At 76.7% G+C, this 18,297-nt stretch carries 5 protein-coding genes; all 5 read right to left on the reverse strand.

Going from position 1 to position 18,297, the window contains the following annotated elements:
• Positions 1–5 precede the first annotated feature (5 nt).
• The 5 genes from ACSNOB_RS01600 to ACSNOB_RS01620 all read right to left on the reverse strand — a co-directional run bounded on the left by ACSNOB_RS01600 (position 6) and on the right by ACSNOB_RS01620 (position 18,039).
• Positions 6–5,483 (reverse strand): SDR family NAD(P)-dependent oxidoreductase, encoded by a 5,478-nt coding sequence (locus ACSNOB_RS01600; protein WP_436684719.1) that lies wholly within the window; start codon positions 5,481–5,483, stop codon positions 6–8.
• A 14-nt stretch (positions 5,484–5,497) separates the two neighbouring features.
• Positions 5,498–9,004, reverse strand: coding sequence for an amino acid adenylation domain-containing protein (locus tag ACSNOB_RS01605; RefSeq protein WP_436684720.1), 3,507 nt, complete (start codon positions 9,002–9,004; stop codon positions 5,498–5,500).
• Positions 9,001–11,310, reverse strand: coding sequence for a lantibiotic dehydratase (locus ACSNOB_RS01610; protein ID WP_436684722.1), 2,310 nt, complete (start codon positions 11,308–11,310; stop codon positions 9,001–9,003). The genes ACSNOB_RS01605 and ACSNOB_RS01610 overlap by 4 nt, the downstream gene beginning before the upstream one ends.
• A 94-nt stretch (positions 11,311–11,404) precedes the next feature.
• Positions 11,405–14,536 (reverse strand): thioesterase domain-containing protein, encoded by a 3,132-nt coding sequence (locus ACSNOB_RS01615; RefSeq protein ID WP_436684723.1) that lies wholly within the window; start codon positions 14,534–14,536, stop codon positions 11,405–11,407.
• The gene (locus ACSNOB_RS01620) at positions 14,533–18,039 is read right to left on the reverse strand and encodes an amino acid adenylation domain-containing protein (RefSeq protein ID WP_436684724.1); all 3,507 of its coding nucleotides are present in this window, start codon (positions 18,037–18,039) and stop codon (positions 14,533–14,535) included. The genes ACSNOB_RS01615 and ACSNOB_RS01620 overlap by 4 nt, the downstream gene beginning before the upstream one ends.
• Positions 18,040–18,297 lie beyond the last annotated feature (258 nt).

An 18,297-nucleotide genomic window follows, 5' to 3' on the forward strand; every position in this document is an offset into this window, starting at 1 on the left:
CGTGGTCACGCGCGGGGCAGCCGCGGGATGGCGGGGATGGTGGCCGGCGCGGCCGACTCGTCGGTGGGGGCGGCGGTGGCCCGCAGCTCCTCGATCCGGGCGGCGAGCCCGGCCACGGTGGGCGTCTCGAAGAGGCTGCGCATCGGCAGCCGCACCCCGGTGGCCTTGCGCATCGCGGCGATCAGCTGCACCGCGACCAGCGAGTTGCCGCCGAGGGCGAAGAAGTCGTCGTCCACGCCGACGTCGGTCACCCCCAGCCCGTCCTGCCAGACCCGGGCGATGGTGATCTCCAGCTCGGTGCTCGGCGCGGCCGAGCCGCCGCCCCCGCCCCCGGTCCCGGTCGGCGCGGAGGCGGTCGCCTCCGGCTCGCCCTCCAGGCTCTCGGTGGTCACCCGGCCGGCGCGGTGGCGGATGTCCGCCACCGTCCGCGTGGTGATCACGACCTGGGCGCCCAGCCCGGCGGTGAGGCTGCGGCGGAACGCCTCCGCCCCGTCCACCGGCCGGATGTCCTCGGTCGGGCCGGCGGGGGTCGCCGCCGGGTCCGCCTCCGGCGCGGCGGCGAGCCCGCCGGTCACCGCGCCCTGGTCGACGCGCCGCAGCACGAAGTCGCTGATGGCGACGAGCTCCCGGCCGTCGGCGTCGCGCAGCGACAGGTCAGCGGCGACCACCTCGTCGGTGGCGCTGTCGCGGTGCCGCAGGTGGCTGGAGAACTGCGCCGGCAACGACCCGCGCACCACGATCCGCCCGTACGACAGCGGCAGGTAGGTGCCGGAGCCCTGGCCGCGGCCGAACGCCGTCGCCACGTCCAGCAGCGCCGGGTGCAGCCCCCAGGACGGCAGGTCCCCGATGACCTCGGCGGGCGCCTCGATGCGGGCCAGCTCCTCGCCGTCGCCGAGGTGGTGCTCGCGCAGCGCGGTCCAGCGGGGCCCGAAGGTGAGCATGCTGGTGCGGCCCCGGCCGAACGACGAGTCGTCGTCGACGCGGCGGCCCGCCACGGCCGGCTGCCGCGCCGGCGGGGCCGGCTCGACCGTCCAGCCCGCCGACCCGCGCACGTGGGTGCGCGTCTGGCCGGCGGCGAGGCTGCGCACGGCGAAGTCGACGCCGTCGTCGGTGGGGGTCAGCTCCACGCGGTACTGGGCGACGGTGCCGTCGGGCACCGAGAACGGCTCCAGGAACACGACGTCGCGCAGCTCCACGGCGGCGTCCCCGGCCGGGGCCGGCAGCGCGGCCGTCACCGCCGCCCGGACGGACTCCAGGTGGGCGGTGCCCGGCACGACGGGCACCCCGCCGATGCGGTGCTCGTCGAGCAGCCAGTGGCTGGTGGCGGAGACCAGGCCGTGCAGCACGGTCCCGTCCGCCCCGGCGACCTTCGTGGTGAGCACCGGGTGGTCCACCGGGCTGGTGACGGTGTCCCGCCCGGCGGCCCGGAAGCCGGCCGGGGAGTTGGTCTCCACGGCCATGCCCACCTCGGCCCAGCCGCCCCAGTTCTGCGACACCACCGGCGCGGTGAAGCCCGCCCCGGCCCGGGCGTACGCGTCGAGGAAGTTGTTCGCCGCGCAGTAGTCGACCTGGCCGAAGCCGCCGATCACCGCGGTGATCGAGGAGCAGAGCACCACGAAGTCCAGCGGCAGGTCACCGAAGACCTGCGCCAGCGCGAGGGTGCCGGCGAGCTTCGGCGCGAGCACCCGCTCCGCCTCGGCCCGGTCCTTGATCTCGGCCATGCCGCCGCCGGGCAGGCCGGCCGCGTGCACGATGCCGTCGATCCCCCCGTACGCCTTCTCGGCCTCGGCCCGCACGCGGGCCAGGTCGGCCGGGTCGGTGACGTCGGCGGCGAGCACCAGCACCTCGGCGCCGGCGGCCTCCATCCGGCGGATCGCCGCGATCGCGCGGCCCGCCCGGTCGCCGCCGTGCACGGCCAGGTGGTCGTCCCACTCCTCGCGGGCGGGCAGCCCCGAGCGGGCCAGCAGCACCAGCTTCGCCCGCGCCCGGGTGGCGAAGTCCTCGGCGAGGGTGATGCCGATGCCGCCGAGGCCGCCGGTGATGACGTACCGGCCGCCCTCGCGCAGCGCCCCCGGCTCGCCCTCGGCGTCGACGGTGACCTGCTCGTAGCCGGTCACCCAGCGGCGTGCGCCGCGCAGCGTCACCTCGGGCCGCTCCGGGTCGACCGGGCGGCGCAGCTCGGCCACGAGGGCCCGCTCCCCCGCGTCGGCCGGCCCGGCGTCGACCAGCCGGACGGTGAGGCCGGGCACCTCGGCCGGGAGCACCCGGGCCAGGCCGGCCAGGGTGGCGTGCTCGGGCCGGGTCAGGTCGGCGCCGGTCACGTCGCCGATGCCGGCGGTGACGAGGTCGAGGGTGAACGCCCCCTCCTCGGCGGTCAGGCCGGCGCCCGCCAGGGCCTGCACCAGGTGCAGCGCGCTGAAGAAGCCCCGGTCCTGGGCGGCCCAGGTGGCCGCGATGTCGGCGCCGGTCGGCTCGCCGTCGAGGGCGAACGCGTGCACCAGCCGGGCGGGGACGCCGTCCGCGGCGAGGGCGGCGACCAGCGCGTCGTAGTCGTCCCGCACGCCGGGGCGCAGCCGCCAGCCGTCGCCGTCGGCGGCGAAGCCCTCGCCGGGGCGTACCGTCAGCGGCTGCTCACCGGCGGCCCGCAGCGCCGCGACCAGCGCGTCACCGCGCGGGCCGTCGGCGAGGACCAGGCAGCGGCCCAGCGGCGCGGTGCGCGGCTCGGGCGCCGCCTGCCGCCAGACCGGCACCGCGAACCACTCGGGCAGCTGCCGGGGCCCGGTCTCGACCGGCGCGGCGGCGCCCGCCTGCGCCGGGTCGGGTTCGACCCAGTAGCGGCGCCGCTCGAAGGGGTACGTCGGCAGTGGCACCCGCCGCGCGTCCGGGTCGGAGCCCAGCCGCACCGGCGTGCCGGCGCACCAGAGCGCCGCGGCGGTGCCGAGCAGGGTGGCGAGGTCGCCGGTGGGCTCGCCCGGGCCGGGCAGGCTGCCCAGCGGCACCAGCTTGCGCTGCGCCTCGGACGCCTTGGCCACCTGCATCCGGGCCAGGTTCGCCAGCTGGCGGCCCGGGCCGCACTCCACCAGCGACCAGGTGCCCTCGGCGAGCAGGGTGGCCACGCAGGCGCCGAAGCGCACCGGCTGGCGCAGGTGCGCCGCCCAGTACGCCGGGTCGGTGGCCTGCTCGTCGGTGATCCAGGTGCCGGTCACGTTGGACAGGAACGGGACGGCCGGCGGCCGCAGCGTCACCGTGCCCATCAGGGCGGTGAACTCCGCCAGGATCGGTTCCATCATCGGCGAGTGGAAGGCGTGCGAGGTGCGCAGCGCCTTGGTCTTGACGTCGAGCGTCTCCGCGAACGCGGCGACCGCGTCGCCCGGGCCCGCCACCACGCAGGTGCCCGGCCCGTTGACGGTGGCGACGGCCAACCCCTCGGGCAGCCGCTCGGTGACCACCGACTCGTCCAGCGGCACGGCGAGCATCGACCCCGGCGCGACGGACTGCATCAGCCGGCCCCGGGCGGCGACCACCCGCAGCGCGTCCGGCAGGCTCAGCACCCCGGCCACCGTGGCGGCGACGTACTCGCCGATGGAGTGGCCGATCATCGCGGCCGGCCGCACGCCGGCGGACTGCCAGAGCACGGCCAGGGCGTACTCGACGACGAACAGGGCGGGCTGGGTGTAGCGGGTCTCGGTGAGCTTCTCGCCCGCCTCCGGGTCGCGGCCCAGGATCAGGTCGCGGATGTCCAGGCCCAGCTCGGGGCGGAGCAGCTCGGCGCACTCGTCCACGACGGCGGCGAAGCCCGGCTCCTCGGCGTAGAGCTGCGCGCCCATGCCCGCGTACTGGGAGCCCTGGCCGGAGAAGAGGAACACGGGCCGGGGCGCCGGGCCTTCGACCACGCCGGCCTGCCGGCGGCGCTTGGTGCGCAGGGCGGCGACCGCGTCGGGCAGGTCGGTGGCGACCACGGCGACGCGGTGCGGGTACTGCTGGCGGCCGACGCGCAGGGTGTGCGCGACGTCCGCGAGGTGCTCCGGCCCCCGCTCGGCGGCGGACTCCAGGTGTTCGGCGAGCCGCTGCACCGCCGTCTCCAGCGCGCCGGCGGTCTTCGCCGAGACGTGCAGCAGCTGCGCGGGGCGGACCCGCCGCTCCCGGTACGCCGCCGGCGCCTCCTCCAGCACCACGTGCGCGTTGGTGCCGCCGATGCCGAACGAGCTGACGCCGGCGCGGCGGGGCGTGCCGTCGGTGTCCCACTTGGTCAGCGTGTTCGCCACGTAGAACGGGGTGTCGGCGAACTCGATCGCCGGGTTCGGCGTCTCGTAGTTGATGGTCGGCGGGATCAGCCCGTGCTCCATCGCGAGCACCGTCTTGATCACGCTGACGATGCCGGAGGGCTGGCTGAGGTGGCCGATGTTGGACTTCACCGAGCCGATGCCGCACCAGCCCCGCTCGTCGGTGTCCTTGGTGTAGACGGCGGAGAGGGCCGCGATCTCGATCGGGTCGCCCATCGCGGTGCCGGTGCCGTGCGCCTCGACGTAGCTGATGGTGCGCGGGTCGATGTCGGCCATCGCGACGGCCTGGGCGACCGCCTCCATCTGCCCGTCGACGCTGGGGGCGGTGAAGCCGACCTTGCCGGCGCCGTCGTTGTTGATCGCGTTGCCGAGCACCACGGCGCGGATCGCGTCGCCGTCGGCGATCGCGTCGGAGAGCCGCTTGAGCAGGGTGACGCCCGCGCCGCTGCCCCAGACCGTGCCGTTCGCGCCCGCGTCGAACGGGCGGCACCGGCCGTCGGGCGAGGTGAAGCCGTCCATGCCCAGGTAGCCGACGTGCGGCAGCTCGATGTTCACGCCGCCGGCGAGGGCCATGTCGCACTCGCCGTTGCGCAGCGCCTCGCAGGCCAGGTGGAACGCGACCAGCGAGGTGGAGCAGGCGGTGTGCACGGTCATGCTCGGCCCGCGCAGGTCCAGCCGGTACGACACGTTGGTGGCCACGTAGTTCGGGGAGTTGCCGGTGGCCAGCGAGACGGTGCCGTGCGGGTTGCCGCCGACCCGCTTGTTGCGCAGCACGTAGCGGTGCAGGTAGGTGTTGCCGCCGGTGCCGGCGTACACGCCGATCGAACCGTCGTAGCGGGTCGGGTCGTAGCCGGCGTCCTGCAACGCGGTGTAGCAGGACTCCAGGAACAGCCGGTGCTGCGGGTCGGTGATCTCCGCCTCGCGCGCGGTCATCCCGAACAGGCCGGCGTCGAACTCGTCGTACCCGTCGACGAGCGGGGCGCGGCTGACCCAGCCCGGGTCGTCGACCTCGTCCACGGTGGCGCCGCGGGCGAGCTGCTCCTCCCGGGTCAGTTCGGTGACCGACTCGACCCCGTCGACCAGGTTGCGCCAGAACTCGTTCACGTCGGCCGCGCCGGGCAGGCGGGCGGCCAGCCCGACGATGGCGATCGGCTCGATGCCGTCGCCCGCGGGCAGGTCGGTTGCGGTCGGGTTGCTCATCAGGCTGTCCTTCGTCACGCGGTGCCGCCGGGGCGGCGGGGTGGGTTGCGGCGGGTACGACTGCGGCGGGCGGCGGCCCGTAGCGCGGCGCGGGCCAGCTCCGGCCGGTCGGCGGCGCCGTCGAGGTTGGCGGCGAGCGCCCGGATGGTGGGGTGGCGGAAGAGGTCGAGCATCTTGATCGAGCGGCCGGTGGCGGCGGTGAGCCGGGCGTGCACGGCGGCCAGCGCCAGGGAGTGCCCGCCGATGTCGAAGAAGTTGTCGGTGACGCCGACCTGGTCGCGTTCGAGGACCTCCCGCCAGATCCCGGCGATCAGCTCCTCGGTGTCGGTCAGCCCGTCCGGGCCGGCCGGCAGCACGGCGCGCGGGGCCTCGCCGGCGGCGACGGTCATCGCGCCGAGCTGGGGCGTGGCCACCGTCGGCCGGGGCAGCTCGGCGGCCACCCGGTCGGTCGGGATGTCCGGCGCGGCGACCAGCGCGCCGACGAGGGCGACCAGGTCCGCCAGCAGGTCGTCGATGCGCCCGGCGTCGAAGAGGTCGGGGTTGTAGACCACCTCGACGCCGTATCGGCCGGCCCGCTCCACCACGTAGACGGTGATGTCGAACGGCGAGCCGGGCTTGGGCACCGCGACCGGCTCGGTGTCGAGGCCGGTCAGCGCCAGCCGGGGCGGGGCGAAGTTGAGCACGTTGAACAGCACCTGCACCAGCGGCGCGCGCGAGGTGTCCCGGCCCACGCCGAGCCCTTCGACGATCCGCTCCAGCGGGGCGCCCGGGTGGGCGGTCGCCTCGTGCAGCTCGCCGGCGCACCGGTCGACCAGCTCGGCGAAGCTGGCCCCGCCGCCGCGCACCCGCACCGGCACGGTGTCGATGAAGAAACCCACCACCTCGTCGAAGGCGGCCAGCCGGCGGTCGGCGACGATCGCACCGACCACGTGGTCGTCGCGGCCCGTGAGCCGGCGCAGCAGCTCGCCGAAGCCCGCCAGCAGCACCGCCGCCACGGTGGTGCCGCGCCGCTCGGCCAGCTCCCGCACCCCGCGGTCGGACCCCTCGGGCAGCCGCACCGCCGCCTCGGCGCCGGCGTAGGTGGCCACCGCCGGCCGGGGCCGGTCGCGGGGCAGCTCCAGCACGGTCGGCACGTCGCGCAGGTGCGTCAGCCACCAGTCCAGGTCGGCCGCGCCGCGCCGGCGGTCCCGCTCCGCCCGCCAGACGGCGTAGTCGGCGTACGTGGCGGGCAGCGCGGGCAGCGTCGGGTCGCCGCCCAGCAGCGCCCGGTCGTACGCCGCCGCGAGGTCGTCGTAGAGCAGCTTCTCCGACCAGCCGTCGAAGACCGCGTGGTGCAGGGTGATCGCTAGGACGTGCTCGTCGGCCCCGAGCCGGTAGACGGTCACCTGCCAGGGCGGCCCGGTCGCCAGGTCGAAGGAGTGCGCCGCACCGGCGGCGAGCATCCCGGCCAGCTCCGCCTCGGCGTCGGCGCTGCCGGTCAGATCGACCACCGGGACGGCCACGTCGGTCGGCTCCTCGCAGACCGCGTACGGCACGCCGGCGGTCTGCGGGATGCGCCAGCGCAGCACGTCGTGCCGCTCGGCGACCGCCCGCAGCGCCGCGCCGAGCGCGACCGTGTCCAGCGGGCCGCGCAGCCGGTGCGCCACCGCGATGTTGTACGGGGCGCTGGACGGGGCGAGCTGGTCGACGAACCAGAGCCGGCGTTGCGGCGGGGAGAGGGTGGGCGGGTTGCCCGTGGTCAGCCCGTCGCCGTCGGCCGGGGCGGCGGCGGTGATCCGCTCGACCAGACCGGCCAGGGTGCGGCCGGTGAACACGTCCCGGGTGTCGACGTGCCGGCCCAGCTCGGCCCGGAGGGCGGCGACCAGGCGCATCGCGGCGATGGAGTTGCCGCCGGCGGCGAGGAAGTCGGTCTCCGGGGTGGGCGCCGCGCCGAGCAGGCGGCCCCAGATCCGGGCCACCGCCGCCGCGAGCGGCTCGTCGGCGTCGACCGGCCCGGCGGGGGCCGGGGCGGCGGTCGTGGCGGCCAGCGCCCGCAGCGCCGGCCGGTCCAGCTTGCCGGTGGTCGGGCTGACCGGCAGGGCGTCGCGGCGCAGCACCCGGGCCGGCAGCATCGCGGCGGTCAGCCGGGGCAGCGCGTACGCCCGCAGCCGCTCGTCGTCGGGGGCGTCGGCCGGGGTGAGGAAGGCGACCAGCTCGGTGCCGGCCGGGCCGGGGACCGCCTCCACGGCGACCTGCCGCACGCCGGGCAGGCCGGCCAGCACGGCCTCCACCTCGCCCAGCTCGATCCGCTGGCCCCGGATCTTGACCTGCCGGTCGAGCCGGCCCAGGTAGACGATCCGGCCGTCCGGGTCCTGCCGGACCAGGTCGCCGGTGCGGTAGAGCCGCTCCCCCGGGTCGCCGAACGGGTCGGGAACGAACCGCTCGGCGGTCAGGCCGGGCCGGTTGAGGTAGCCGTCGGCCAGGCCCGGGCCGCCGATCAGCAGCTCACCGGGCTCGCCCGGGGGCACCGGGCGCAGCTCGGCGTCGACGACGTGGGCGCGGTGGTTGGGCAGGGGACGGCCGATCGGCACGGGGTCGGTGTCGGCGGCCGTCAGCTCGCCGCTGACCGCCAGCACGGTGGTCTCGGTCGGGCCGTACCCGTTGAGGAAGAGCCGGCCGGGGGCCCAGCGGGCGGCCAGCTCGGCCGGCACCGCCTCGCCGCCGCAGAGCACCACCCGCCACGCCGGCAGCTCGGCCGGGTCCAGCATGGACAGCACGGTCGGGGTGATGAAGCCCCAGTTGACCTCGTGCGCGGCGACGAACCGGGCCAGCCGGACGGGGTCGGCCCGGTCCTCGGCGCCGAGGAGCTGGACGGCGCCGCCGAGCAGCAGCGGCACGAAGAGGTCCATGGTGGCCGCGTCGAAACCGAGCGAGGCGATGCCGAGGCTGCGCACGCCCGCGTCCGCGCCCGTCATCGCGGCGCAGCCGGTGACGAACTCGACCACGTTGCGGTGGGTGGTGAGCACCCCCTTCGGCCGGCCCGTGGAGCCCGAGGTGAACAGCACGTACGCGGGGTCGCCGGGGCGGGCCGGGCAGGCGGCCAGCGGCGCCGGGCCGGGCAGGCCGAGCGCCTCGACGCCCGGCACGTCGCCGAACTCGGCCTCGGCGGCGTCGCCGACCACCACGGACACCCCCGCGTCGGCGGCGATCTCCCGCAGCCGCCGGCGGGGGCCGCCCGGCTCCAGCGGCACGTAGCAGCCGCCGGCGAGCAGCACCCCGAGCACGGTGGCCACGAGGTCGGGGTTGCGGGCCCCGCAGACGCCGACCCGGGTCTGCCGGCCGACGCCGCGTTCGCGCAGGGCGGCGGCGACCCCGGCCGCCCGGCCGAGCAGCTCGGCGTAGGTGAGCCGGGTGTCCCACTGGCGCACCGCGACCGCGTCCGGGGTTCGGGCGGCCTGGGCGGCGATCAGCTCGGACAGGGTCGCGTCCGGCCACGGCAGGGTCTCCCCGTGGACGGCGCTGATGGACAGGATGTCGGTCACCCGTTCTCTCCCCGGTAGCTCACTGGATCGGTGATCTGCATCCGCAGCTCGCTGACGTAGCCGCGCCCCCGCGCGTCGGTCACCCAGGCGTCCGCCGGGTCCGGCAGCAGCTCGCCGACGGTCACCGTGACGTCGGGGCCGCTCTTCGCGGCGGCGTCGACCATGGCGCAGAGCGACTGGGCGTGCAGCGGGGCGGTGAGGTCGACGTAGCAGGGCTTGATCTCGGTGCCCACCTTGACGAACACCCGCTCGGGCAGCCCGAGGCGGGCGCGCCACCGGCGCACGGCGAGGAACCGCTCGGCCTCGCCGGTGACGCCGGCCAGGCCGGTCTCCGCCACCGTCGTGCGCCAGGTCCGCCGCGCCACGACCAGCCGGTCGATGGTGATCCGGGGCGTGTGCGGGGCCGGCGCGAGGAGCTTGAAACTGTCCAGCAGCAGCGCTCCGAGCAGGTTGGCGAAGATCTCCATCAGCGGCCAGCGGGAGCCGTCCGGCAGCACCGCGAGCCACTCGCCGCCGTCGTGCTCGACCCGCGCCTCGGTGGCGCGGACCAGCCGGTCGATGTCGGCGCCCCGGGCCGTGTCGATGCCGAACTGGCGGTCCCGGGGGCCGTTGAGGGCGTACGTGATGCGGGTCGTCATCCGCGGGAAGCTCTCCGGGTAGAGCACCCGCGCCCGGGCCGGCCCGAGCTCGTCGTCCAGCGCCGCCCGCAGCGCCGGCTGGTCGGGATGGAACGGCGTCAGCACCGCGCTGTCGAACGGGACGTACGCCGGGTGCAGCTCGCCGAGGACGAGCAGGAAGTCGCCCCGGTTGAGCGCGTCCAGCCCGGCGGCGGCGATCTGCACGTCCGGGCTGTGGATGCGGGCGGACGGCCAGCCGGGGCGGTCGGCGGCGAACAGGGCGCGGGCCCGCTCGGCCAGGTCGGCGCTGCGCAGCCGCAGCTCGGTCTGCCCGGGGGCCACCGCGTCCAGGCCGATCAGCTCCGCCCAGCGGGCGGTCAGCCCGGCGCCGGCCCGGGCGATCGGGCCGTCGGGGGCGAGCAGCAGCCCCTGGGCCAGGGCCCAGACGTCGGCCAGCCGCACCGGCCCGTCGCCGCGCAGCTCGGCGTGCAGCTCCGCGAAGAGGCGCTCGCCGGCGGCGCCGACCTCGGCGGTCAGCCACCGCGCCGCCGTCAGCACGATCGCCAGCGGCTCGGCCAGCGCGTCCAGCACCCGGGAGCCGACCGTGAACTCCAGGTCGCGGGCCGTCTCCTCGTAGAGCACCGTGCGACCGGCGTACATCTGCCCGGCCTGGCGGGTGGCGGGCCGGCCGGTGACGGCGGTGAACTCGGCGTTCAGCGCGGCCAGCGCGGCGCCGAGCCGGTCGGGATCCCCGGCCGCCGCGGCCACCGCGTCGCGGGCCGTGCGCAGCCGGTCGAACGCGGCGGCCACCTCGGCGCGGACGGACGCGTCGCCGATCGCGTCGATCCGCTCCGTCAGCACGCGTTCGGCCTCCGGGCTGACCGGCAGACCGGCGTCCCAGGTCAGCAGGCTCCGGTCGACCAGCCGGTCGAGCAGCAGGTAGCCGTCGTCGGCGCTGCGCAGCCCGGTCTCCCCGTCGGCCAGCAGCCGCTGGACCAGGGTCACCGCCGGGGTACGCCCGTCGCACGCGGCCAGCAACCGGGCCTCCACGGCGGTCAGCTCGGTCGGCGGCAGCAGCGGCCGACTGACCTGCCGGTCGGACAGGCTCAGGTGCGGCGGCAGCGTCGGCGCCCACCAGCGCCGCACCGCCAGGTCGTCGGCGAGCCGGTCGGCGTACGCGATCAGCGCCCACGCCTCGAAGTGGACCTCGCGCCGGGACACCAGCGCGGGCCCCGGCCGCAGCCGGGTGGTCGGCTCGTCGGGGTCGAGCCGCCCCCAGCAGACGGGGCCGAAGAAGCCGATCGTCTCGGCCTTGCCGCAGTAGCGCTGCCAGTAGCGCAGCAGGCTCAGCTCGCGCTTGCGGCGGCGGACGTTGCGCACGGCCGGGTCGGTGCGCAGCAGGCCGTCCAGGGCGATCAGCATCTCCGGGTTCTGCCAGGTGACCGCCTCGCGCAGCAGCGGGTCGGCGGCGATCTCGCCGGCCACCGCGGAGCCGTCCGCCAGCGCCGCGGCGAACGCCTTCTCGAACGGCTCCGCCTCGCCCTCGCCGGAGAGCAGGGCGTCCGCGGCGGCCGCCGCCTCGGGTGCGGCGAACGCGGCCAGCCCGGCCGCCGGGAAGCCGGCGGTACGCAGGACGACGTCGCGCCACACCGACCAGCCGGTGTCGCCGAGGGGGATCCGGTGATTCACTCGCTGACGCTCGCTCATGACGGCACTCCGCTTCGCTCCGTGCCGCCATGAGGCACCACCACACCGCACCGATGATTCACTCGCTGACGCTCGCTCATCGGCCGTCCTCCCGCTCGTCGGCGTCCACGATGTGCAGCCGCAGCTCGCTGAAGTAGCGCCGGCCGGCCGCGTCGGGCACCCAGGCGTCCTCGACCGTGGGCAGCATCTCGCTGACCGAGAGGGAGGTGCCGTCGTCGCCGTCGGTGCGGGCGGCCCGCACCATGGCGCAGAACATGTTGGCGAACGCGGGGCTGCTGAGATCCACGAAGCAGGGCTTGGTCTCGGTGCCGAGCTTGACGTAGACCTGCTCGGGCAGGCCGAGGCGGCGGCGCCAGTCCCGGACCGCGAGGAACCGTTCCCGCTCGCCGGTGACCGCGGCGAGCCCGCTCTCGCCGACCGTGGTGCGCCAGGTCTGCCGCGCCACCACCAGCTCGCCGACCGTGATCCGGGGCGTGTACGGCGCGGGGCTGACCAGCTTGAACCCGTCGACGGCGTGCGCGCTGAGCAGCGGAGAGAACAGCTCGGGCAGCGTCCAGCGCTCCCCGTCCGGGGCGGTGGCGACCAGCCGGCCGCCCTCGTCGACGATGGTCAGGTCGACGGTCGGCAGCACCCGGTCGGGGTCGGCGCCGGGCGCGGGCGCGAAGGCCAACTGTCGGTCGGTCAGCCCGGTGAGCGCCTCGGCGACCCGGCTCGTGCGCCGGGGCCAGTCGGTCGGGGTGAGCAGCCGGATCCGCCGCTCGCCGAGGTCCTCGGTGAGCGCGTCGCGCAGCCGGCCCACGTCGGGGTGCGACGGGGTGAAGACCTGGCAGTCGAAGGAGGCCCAGGCGGCGTGCAGCTCGCCGAGGACCACGGTGTAGTCGCCGCGCGCCAGCGCCTCCGCGTCGGCGGCGCAGATCTGCAGGTCGGGGCTGTGCAGCCGGGCGTTGGGCCAGGTCGGCCGTCCGGCCGGGAACGCCTCGGCGACCCGGGTGGCCAGGTCGGCCACCGGCAGCCGGACCTCCGTCGTCCCCGGCGGCAGCGCGGCCAGGCCGAACAGTTCGGCCCAGCGGCCGGCGAACTCGGCGGCGACCGCGTCGACCGGGCGGGCGCCGTCGCCCCAGAACAGGCCCTGCGCCAGGAACCACAGGTCGGCCAGGGCCACCGGGGCGCCGCCCGCCTCGGCGCGCAGCTCGTCGTGCAGCTCGCGGAACGCCGCGTCGTACGCCCGCTCCAGCGCGTCGACCAGCCAGCGGGCCGCCTGGAGCAGCACCGCGAGCGGGGCGGCGATCCGGTCCAGCAGCGGCTTGCCGAAGACCACGTCGAGGTCCCGGCTGCTGTCCTCGTAGCAGAGGGTGCGACCGGCGTACATCTGGCCGGCGCGACGGCGCGGCGGCTGCCCGGTCAGCTCGGTGAAGGTCGCGTCGAGCGCGTCCAGGGCGGCGCGCAGCCGCTCCGGGTCGCCCGCCGCGGCGGCCACCGCGTCCCGGGCGGCGCACAGCCGGTCGAATCCGGTGCGGGCGCCCTGCCGGGCGGACTCGTCGCCGATCGCCTCGATCCGCCGCCGCAGCACGTCCTCCGCGTCCGGGCTCACCGGCAGCGCCGCGTCCCAGGTGATCAGCTCGCGCTCGACCAGCCGGTCCAGCAGCGCGTAGCCGTCCTCCGGGCGGCGCAGTCCGATCGCCGGGTCGGCGACCAGCTCGCGGGCGGGGCGCCGGCCGTCGGCGGCGGCCAGCAGCGCCGCCTCCACCGGGGCGAGCGTCACCGGCGGCCGGCCGGGCCGCCGGACCGTACGGTCGGCGAGGCTCAGCTGCGGGCAGAGCATCGGCGCCCACCACGCGCGCACCGCCACGTCCTGGCCGATCCGGTCGGCGTAGGCGCTGAGCGCCCAGGACTCGAACCACACCCAGCGGCGCCGGGTCAGGCCGGGGCCGGGGCGCACGTCGGCGGTCTCCGGGCGCGCCGGGTCGAGGGTGACCCAGCAGCTCGGGCCGAAGAAGCCGACCGTCTCGTTCTTGCCGCAGTACCGCTGCCAGTACTTCAGCAGGGCACGCTCCCGGTCCCGCCGCCGCACGTTGCGGGCCGGGTCGGGGCCGCCGCGCGCCAGGCCGTCGAGCGCGACCAGGGCGCCCCGGTTCTGCCAGGTGACCGCCTCCCGCAGCAGCGGGTCGGCGGCCAGCTCGGTGATCCGGCGGCCGGCCGCCGTCACCGCCTCGGCGAACTCCTTGTCGTAGCGCTCCGCGCCGTCCCCGGTGGCGAGCAGTTCGTCGGCGGCCGCCGCGGCCTGCGGCGCGGACAGCATGGTCAGGCCGTCGGCGGGGAAGCCGGTGGTGCGCAGGATGGCGTCCCGCCACACCGACCAGCCGGTGTCGCCGAGCGGCACCCGGTGCCCGCCCGGCGTCGCCTCCGCGACGGCGACGCCCGGCACCCGCCGGGCCCGGCCGCCGGACGCCGGCGCGGCGGCGCGTCCCGCGTCGGCCGCCAGGGCGGCGTCGAGGTCGGCGCGGATCGCGGCGAGCAGCTCGGGGAGCTGGTCGTTGAGGAAGAAGTGCCCACCGTCGATCTCGCGCAGGGTGAAGCCGGCGGCGGTGTGCTCGCGCCAGGCGTCGTTGTGCTCCCGGGTGACGGCGCGGTCGTGCCGGCCGCTGAACGCCACGATCGGCACCGGCAGCGGCTCGCCCGGGACGTAGTGGTAGCTGTCGACCCGGCCGAAGTCGGCGCGCAGCAGCGGCAGCAGCAGCTCGACCAGCTCGGGGTGCGCCAGCAGCTCGGCCGGCAGGCCGCCGCCGGCGCCGAGACGGCGCAGCAGCTCGTCGTCGTCCACCCTGGACAGCCCATCGAAGAGGCTGGGCGCGGTCACGTGCGGGGCGCGGGCGCCGCCGACGTAGAGCCGCAGCGGCAGCGGACGGCCGGCGCGGCGCAGCTCGCGGACCACCTCGAAGCCGACCCGGCCGCCCATCGAGTGGCCGTAGATCGCGTACGGGCCGCGAGCCCGGTCGGCGACGGCGGACGCGACGTCGGTCACCCGGAACTCCGGGTTCTCACTGATCCGGTTCTCCCGCCCGGGCAGCTGCACCGGCAGCACCTCGACGTCCGGGCCGAGCCCGTCCTGCCAGCGCCGGAAGACGCTCGCGCCGCCGCCGGCGTAGGGCAGGCAGAACAGTTGCACCGGTGCCGGGTCACGGCGGCCGGCGGAGAGGAACCAGTTCACCGCGCGCCTTTCTGAGGGGGGTCGATCCAGTACCGCTGGCGCTGGAACGGGTAGGTGGGCAGCCCGGTGCGCCGGACCGCGCCCTCGGGGTGCAGGGCCGTCCAGTCCACGTCCCGGCCGGCGATCCAGGCCGCCGCCAGCTCGCGCAGCTCGCCGGGCTCGCCGGCCAGCCGGGCGTCGGTGGCGAGCAGTTCGTCCAGCGCGGCGACGGCACCGGCCGGGTCGGCCGCCACCACGGCCGCCCGGCAGCCGAAGGCGCGCCGGCCCAGCGCGAGGGTGGCGGCCACCTCGGCCAGCGCGGGGGCGGCCCCGGCGAGGTGCTGCCGCAGCCGGGTCAGCGCCGCCCGCAGCGCCGCCGGGGTCCGCGCCGAGACGGGCAGCAGGTACGCGGGCGCGTCCCCGCCGTCGACGGGCTCGGCCGGGGGTGGCTGCTCGACCACCACGTGCGCGTTCGTGCCACCCAGCCCGAACGAGCTGACGCCGGCCACCCGGCGTGCCGCCTCGGGCCAGTCCCGCGCCTTGGTCGGCACGTAGAACGGCCCGCCGGCCAGGTCGATCTCCGGGTGCGGGCGGGTGAAGTGCAGGTTCGGCGGGATGACGCCGTGCTGCACGGCGAGCACCGCCTTGATCAGCCCGGCGATGCCGGCGCCCGCGTCGAGGTGGCCAATGTTGGTCTTCACCGAGCCGAGCGCGCAGGTGTCGGCGGGGCCGGCGCCGGCGTACACCTCGTGCAGCGCGGCGACCTCGATGGCGTCGCCGAGCGGCGTGCCGCTGCCGTGGGCCTCGATGAGGCGGACCTCGCCGGGGGCGACCTCCGCCGCGGCGAGCGCGCCGGCGACGGCGGCGGCCTGCCCGGCGGGCCCGGGTACGGCGAACCCGGCGCGGTCGGCGCCGTCGTTGGTGACCGCCCAGCCGGGCAGGATCGCGTAGATGCGGTCGCCGTCGGCCTGGGCGTCGGCGAGCCGGCGCAGGGCGACCACCCCGGCCCCGGAGCCGAAGCCGGCGCCGGCGGCGGCCTCGTCGAAGGCGCGGCAGCGGCCGTCCGGGGAGGCCAGGCCGCCGGGGGTGTGCCGGTAGCGCGGCCAGGTGACGTTCACGCCGCCGGCCAGCGCGATGTCGCACTGGTAGTCGGCGAGGCTCTGCGCGGCGAGGCAGACCGCGACCAGCGAGCTGGAGCAGGCGCTCTGCACGGCGACCGCCGGGCCGGTCAGGCCGAGCCGGTAGGCCACCTGGCCGGGCAGGTGGTCGGTGAACTGCCGGCCGACGAGCCGGGCCTCCCAGTCGTCGGGGTCGACGTCGCCGACCACGGCCGGGTTGTCCATCAGGTGGAAGAGGAAGTACCGGTTGGCGGAGGTGGCGGCATAGACGCCGACCAGCCCCGGGAACCGGGCGGGGTCGTGCCCGGCGTCCTCCAGTGCCTCCCAGGCCGTCTCGAGGAAGAGCCGGTGCTGCGGGTCGGTGCGGGCGGCCTCGTCGGCGCCGAAGGAGAAGAACTCGGCATCGAAGTCGGCCACCCCGTCGAGCCGGCCGGCCGCCTTGACGTGCCGGGGGTCGGCGCGCAGGCGGGGGCCCACGCCGAGGGCGGCCAGCTCCTCGTCGGTGTGGTCGTGGATCGAGTCGACCCCGGCGCAGAGGTTCCACCAGAAGGTGGCGACGTCGGGCGCGCCCGGGAACCGGCCGGCGAGGCCGACCACGGCGATCTCCTCGCCGGTGTACTCCCGGGCGGCGGTCGCCGGCGCGACCGGGGCGGGCGCGACGGGCGCGCGGACCGGTTCCGGCGGGGTGTCGACCAGCCGGGCCTGCGCGGCCACGGTCGGGTGCTCGAAGAGCCGGAGCATCGGCAGCCGCACCCCGAACCGCTCGGCGAGCCGCTGCTGCACGCGACCGAGCAGCAGGGACTGGCCGCCGACGTCGAAGAAGCTGTCGGTGCGGGCGACGGCGTCGCGCCCGAGCACCTCGCACCAGATGTCGTGCACGATCCGTTCGGTGGGCGTGGCCGGCGCCTCCCCGGCGGGCACGGTCCGCGCCGGGTCGGGCAGCGCCCGCTCGTCGATCTTGCCGGTGACGGTCAGCGGGAACTCGGCCACCACCACGACCGCGCGCGGTAGCGCGTAGTCCGGCAGCCGTCGGGCGAGGGCGTCGCGCAGGGCCGCCGGGTCCAGCTCGCCGCCGCCCGGCCGGGCGTACGCGAGCAGCTCGCCGTCGCGGGCGATGGCGCGGACCCCGGCGACACCGGGCTGGTCGGCGAGCACCGCCTCGATCTCGGTCAGCTCGACCCGGAACCCGCGCACCTTGACCTGCCGGTCCAGCCGGCCGAGGCAGATCAGCTCCCCGCCGGGCAGCCGCGCGCCGAGGTCCCCCGTCCGGTACGTCGGCACGCCGTCGGGGTCGACGGAGAACCGGTCGCTGTCCTGGCCGAGGTAGCCGGGGGCGAGGTGCGGGCTGCGCACCACGATCTCCCCGGTGCGGTCGGCGCCGCTCTCGTGGGCGCCGGTGCCGTCCTCGGCGAGGCGCAGCTCGTAACCGGGCAGGGCCACGCCGATCGGCAGCGGGCCGGTGGCGGCGGGGTCGGCGTCGGCGAGCGGCAGCGCGTAGTGGGCGGCGAAGGTCATCTCGGTGGCGCCGTAGCCGTTGACCAGCACGCAGTCGGGGGCGAAGCGGTCCCGCCCGCGGGCCGCGTCGGCGTGGGTGGCCTGCTCGCCGCCGAGCAGCACGACCCGCACCCGGTCGAGGCGGGGGCCGGGGGTGTCGAGCAGGAAGCGGTAGACGGTCGGGGTGGAGTGGTAGACGGTGACCCCGTGCCGGGCGAGCTGCTCGACGGCGTGGGCGAGGCCGTGCCGGCGCAGCTCCACCGGGACGACGGCGGCCCCGGCGAGCAGCGCCGGGTAGAGGTCGGGGATCGCCGCGTCGAAGCTGAACGAGGCGAGCAGGCTGAGCCGATCGTCCGGTCCGAGGTGGAGGGCGTCGATCTGGTTGTCCACCACGTGCAGCAGGTTGCGGTGGGTCTGGCCGACCGCCTTCGGCACGCCGGTGGAGCCGGAGGTGAACAGCACGTACGCCAGCGCGTCCGGGTCGACGGGCACGGGCCGCAGTGGCGCGGCCGGAACGTCGTCGACGGTCAGCACCCGCACGGCCGGCCGGTCGGCGGTGAGCCAGCGGGCCAGCCCGGCGTGCTCGACTCCGCAGAGGACGGTGCCGACGTCCGCGGCGGCGAGCATGTGCCGCAGCCGCTGTTCCGGGAAGCCCGGGTCCAGCGGCACGTACGCGCACCCGGCGGCGAGCGTGCCGAGGATGGCGGCGATGGTGGCGGGCCCGTGCCCGGTGAGCAGGGCGACCCGGTCGCCGGACCGGCACCCGGCCGCGGCGAGCGCGGCGGCGTGCCCACCAGCGGCGCCGGCGAGCGCGGCGTAGCTGAGCGGGGCACCCTCGCCGAGGACTGCCGGCTGATCGGGTTGACGGGCGGCGACAGCACCGAAGCGATTGACTACCGTCGGTTCTGCCATGTCAGCGCGCGGTGGCGGACCCGCTCAAGGGCAGCGTGCAGCGTTCGACAAACGCGATCATGATCCCCCCCAGGACTTCACAATGGAAGCAGCATAAGGCTCGATACCTGGCTCGAAAGATCATCGATTAGAGTCCAGCCGAACAGCCGACGACACCCTCGCGCAACGGCCGGAGAAGTCCGTCCGATCATCCCCCTGGCGCGTAGAGGAGTTTCCGTCTATTTGCTTACCGGCCGGTAATTCTGCGGCGAAACACCC

It is taken from the genome of Micromonospora sp. URMC 106 (genome assembly GCF_051386395.1).
Taxonomy (GTDB): domain Bacteria; phylum Actinomycetota; class Actinomycetes; order Mycobacteriales; family Micromonosporaceae; genus Micromonospora.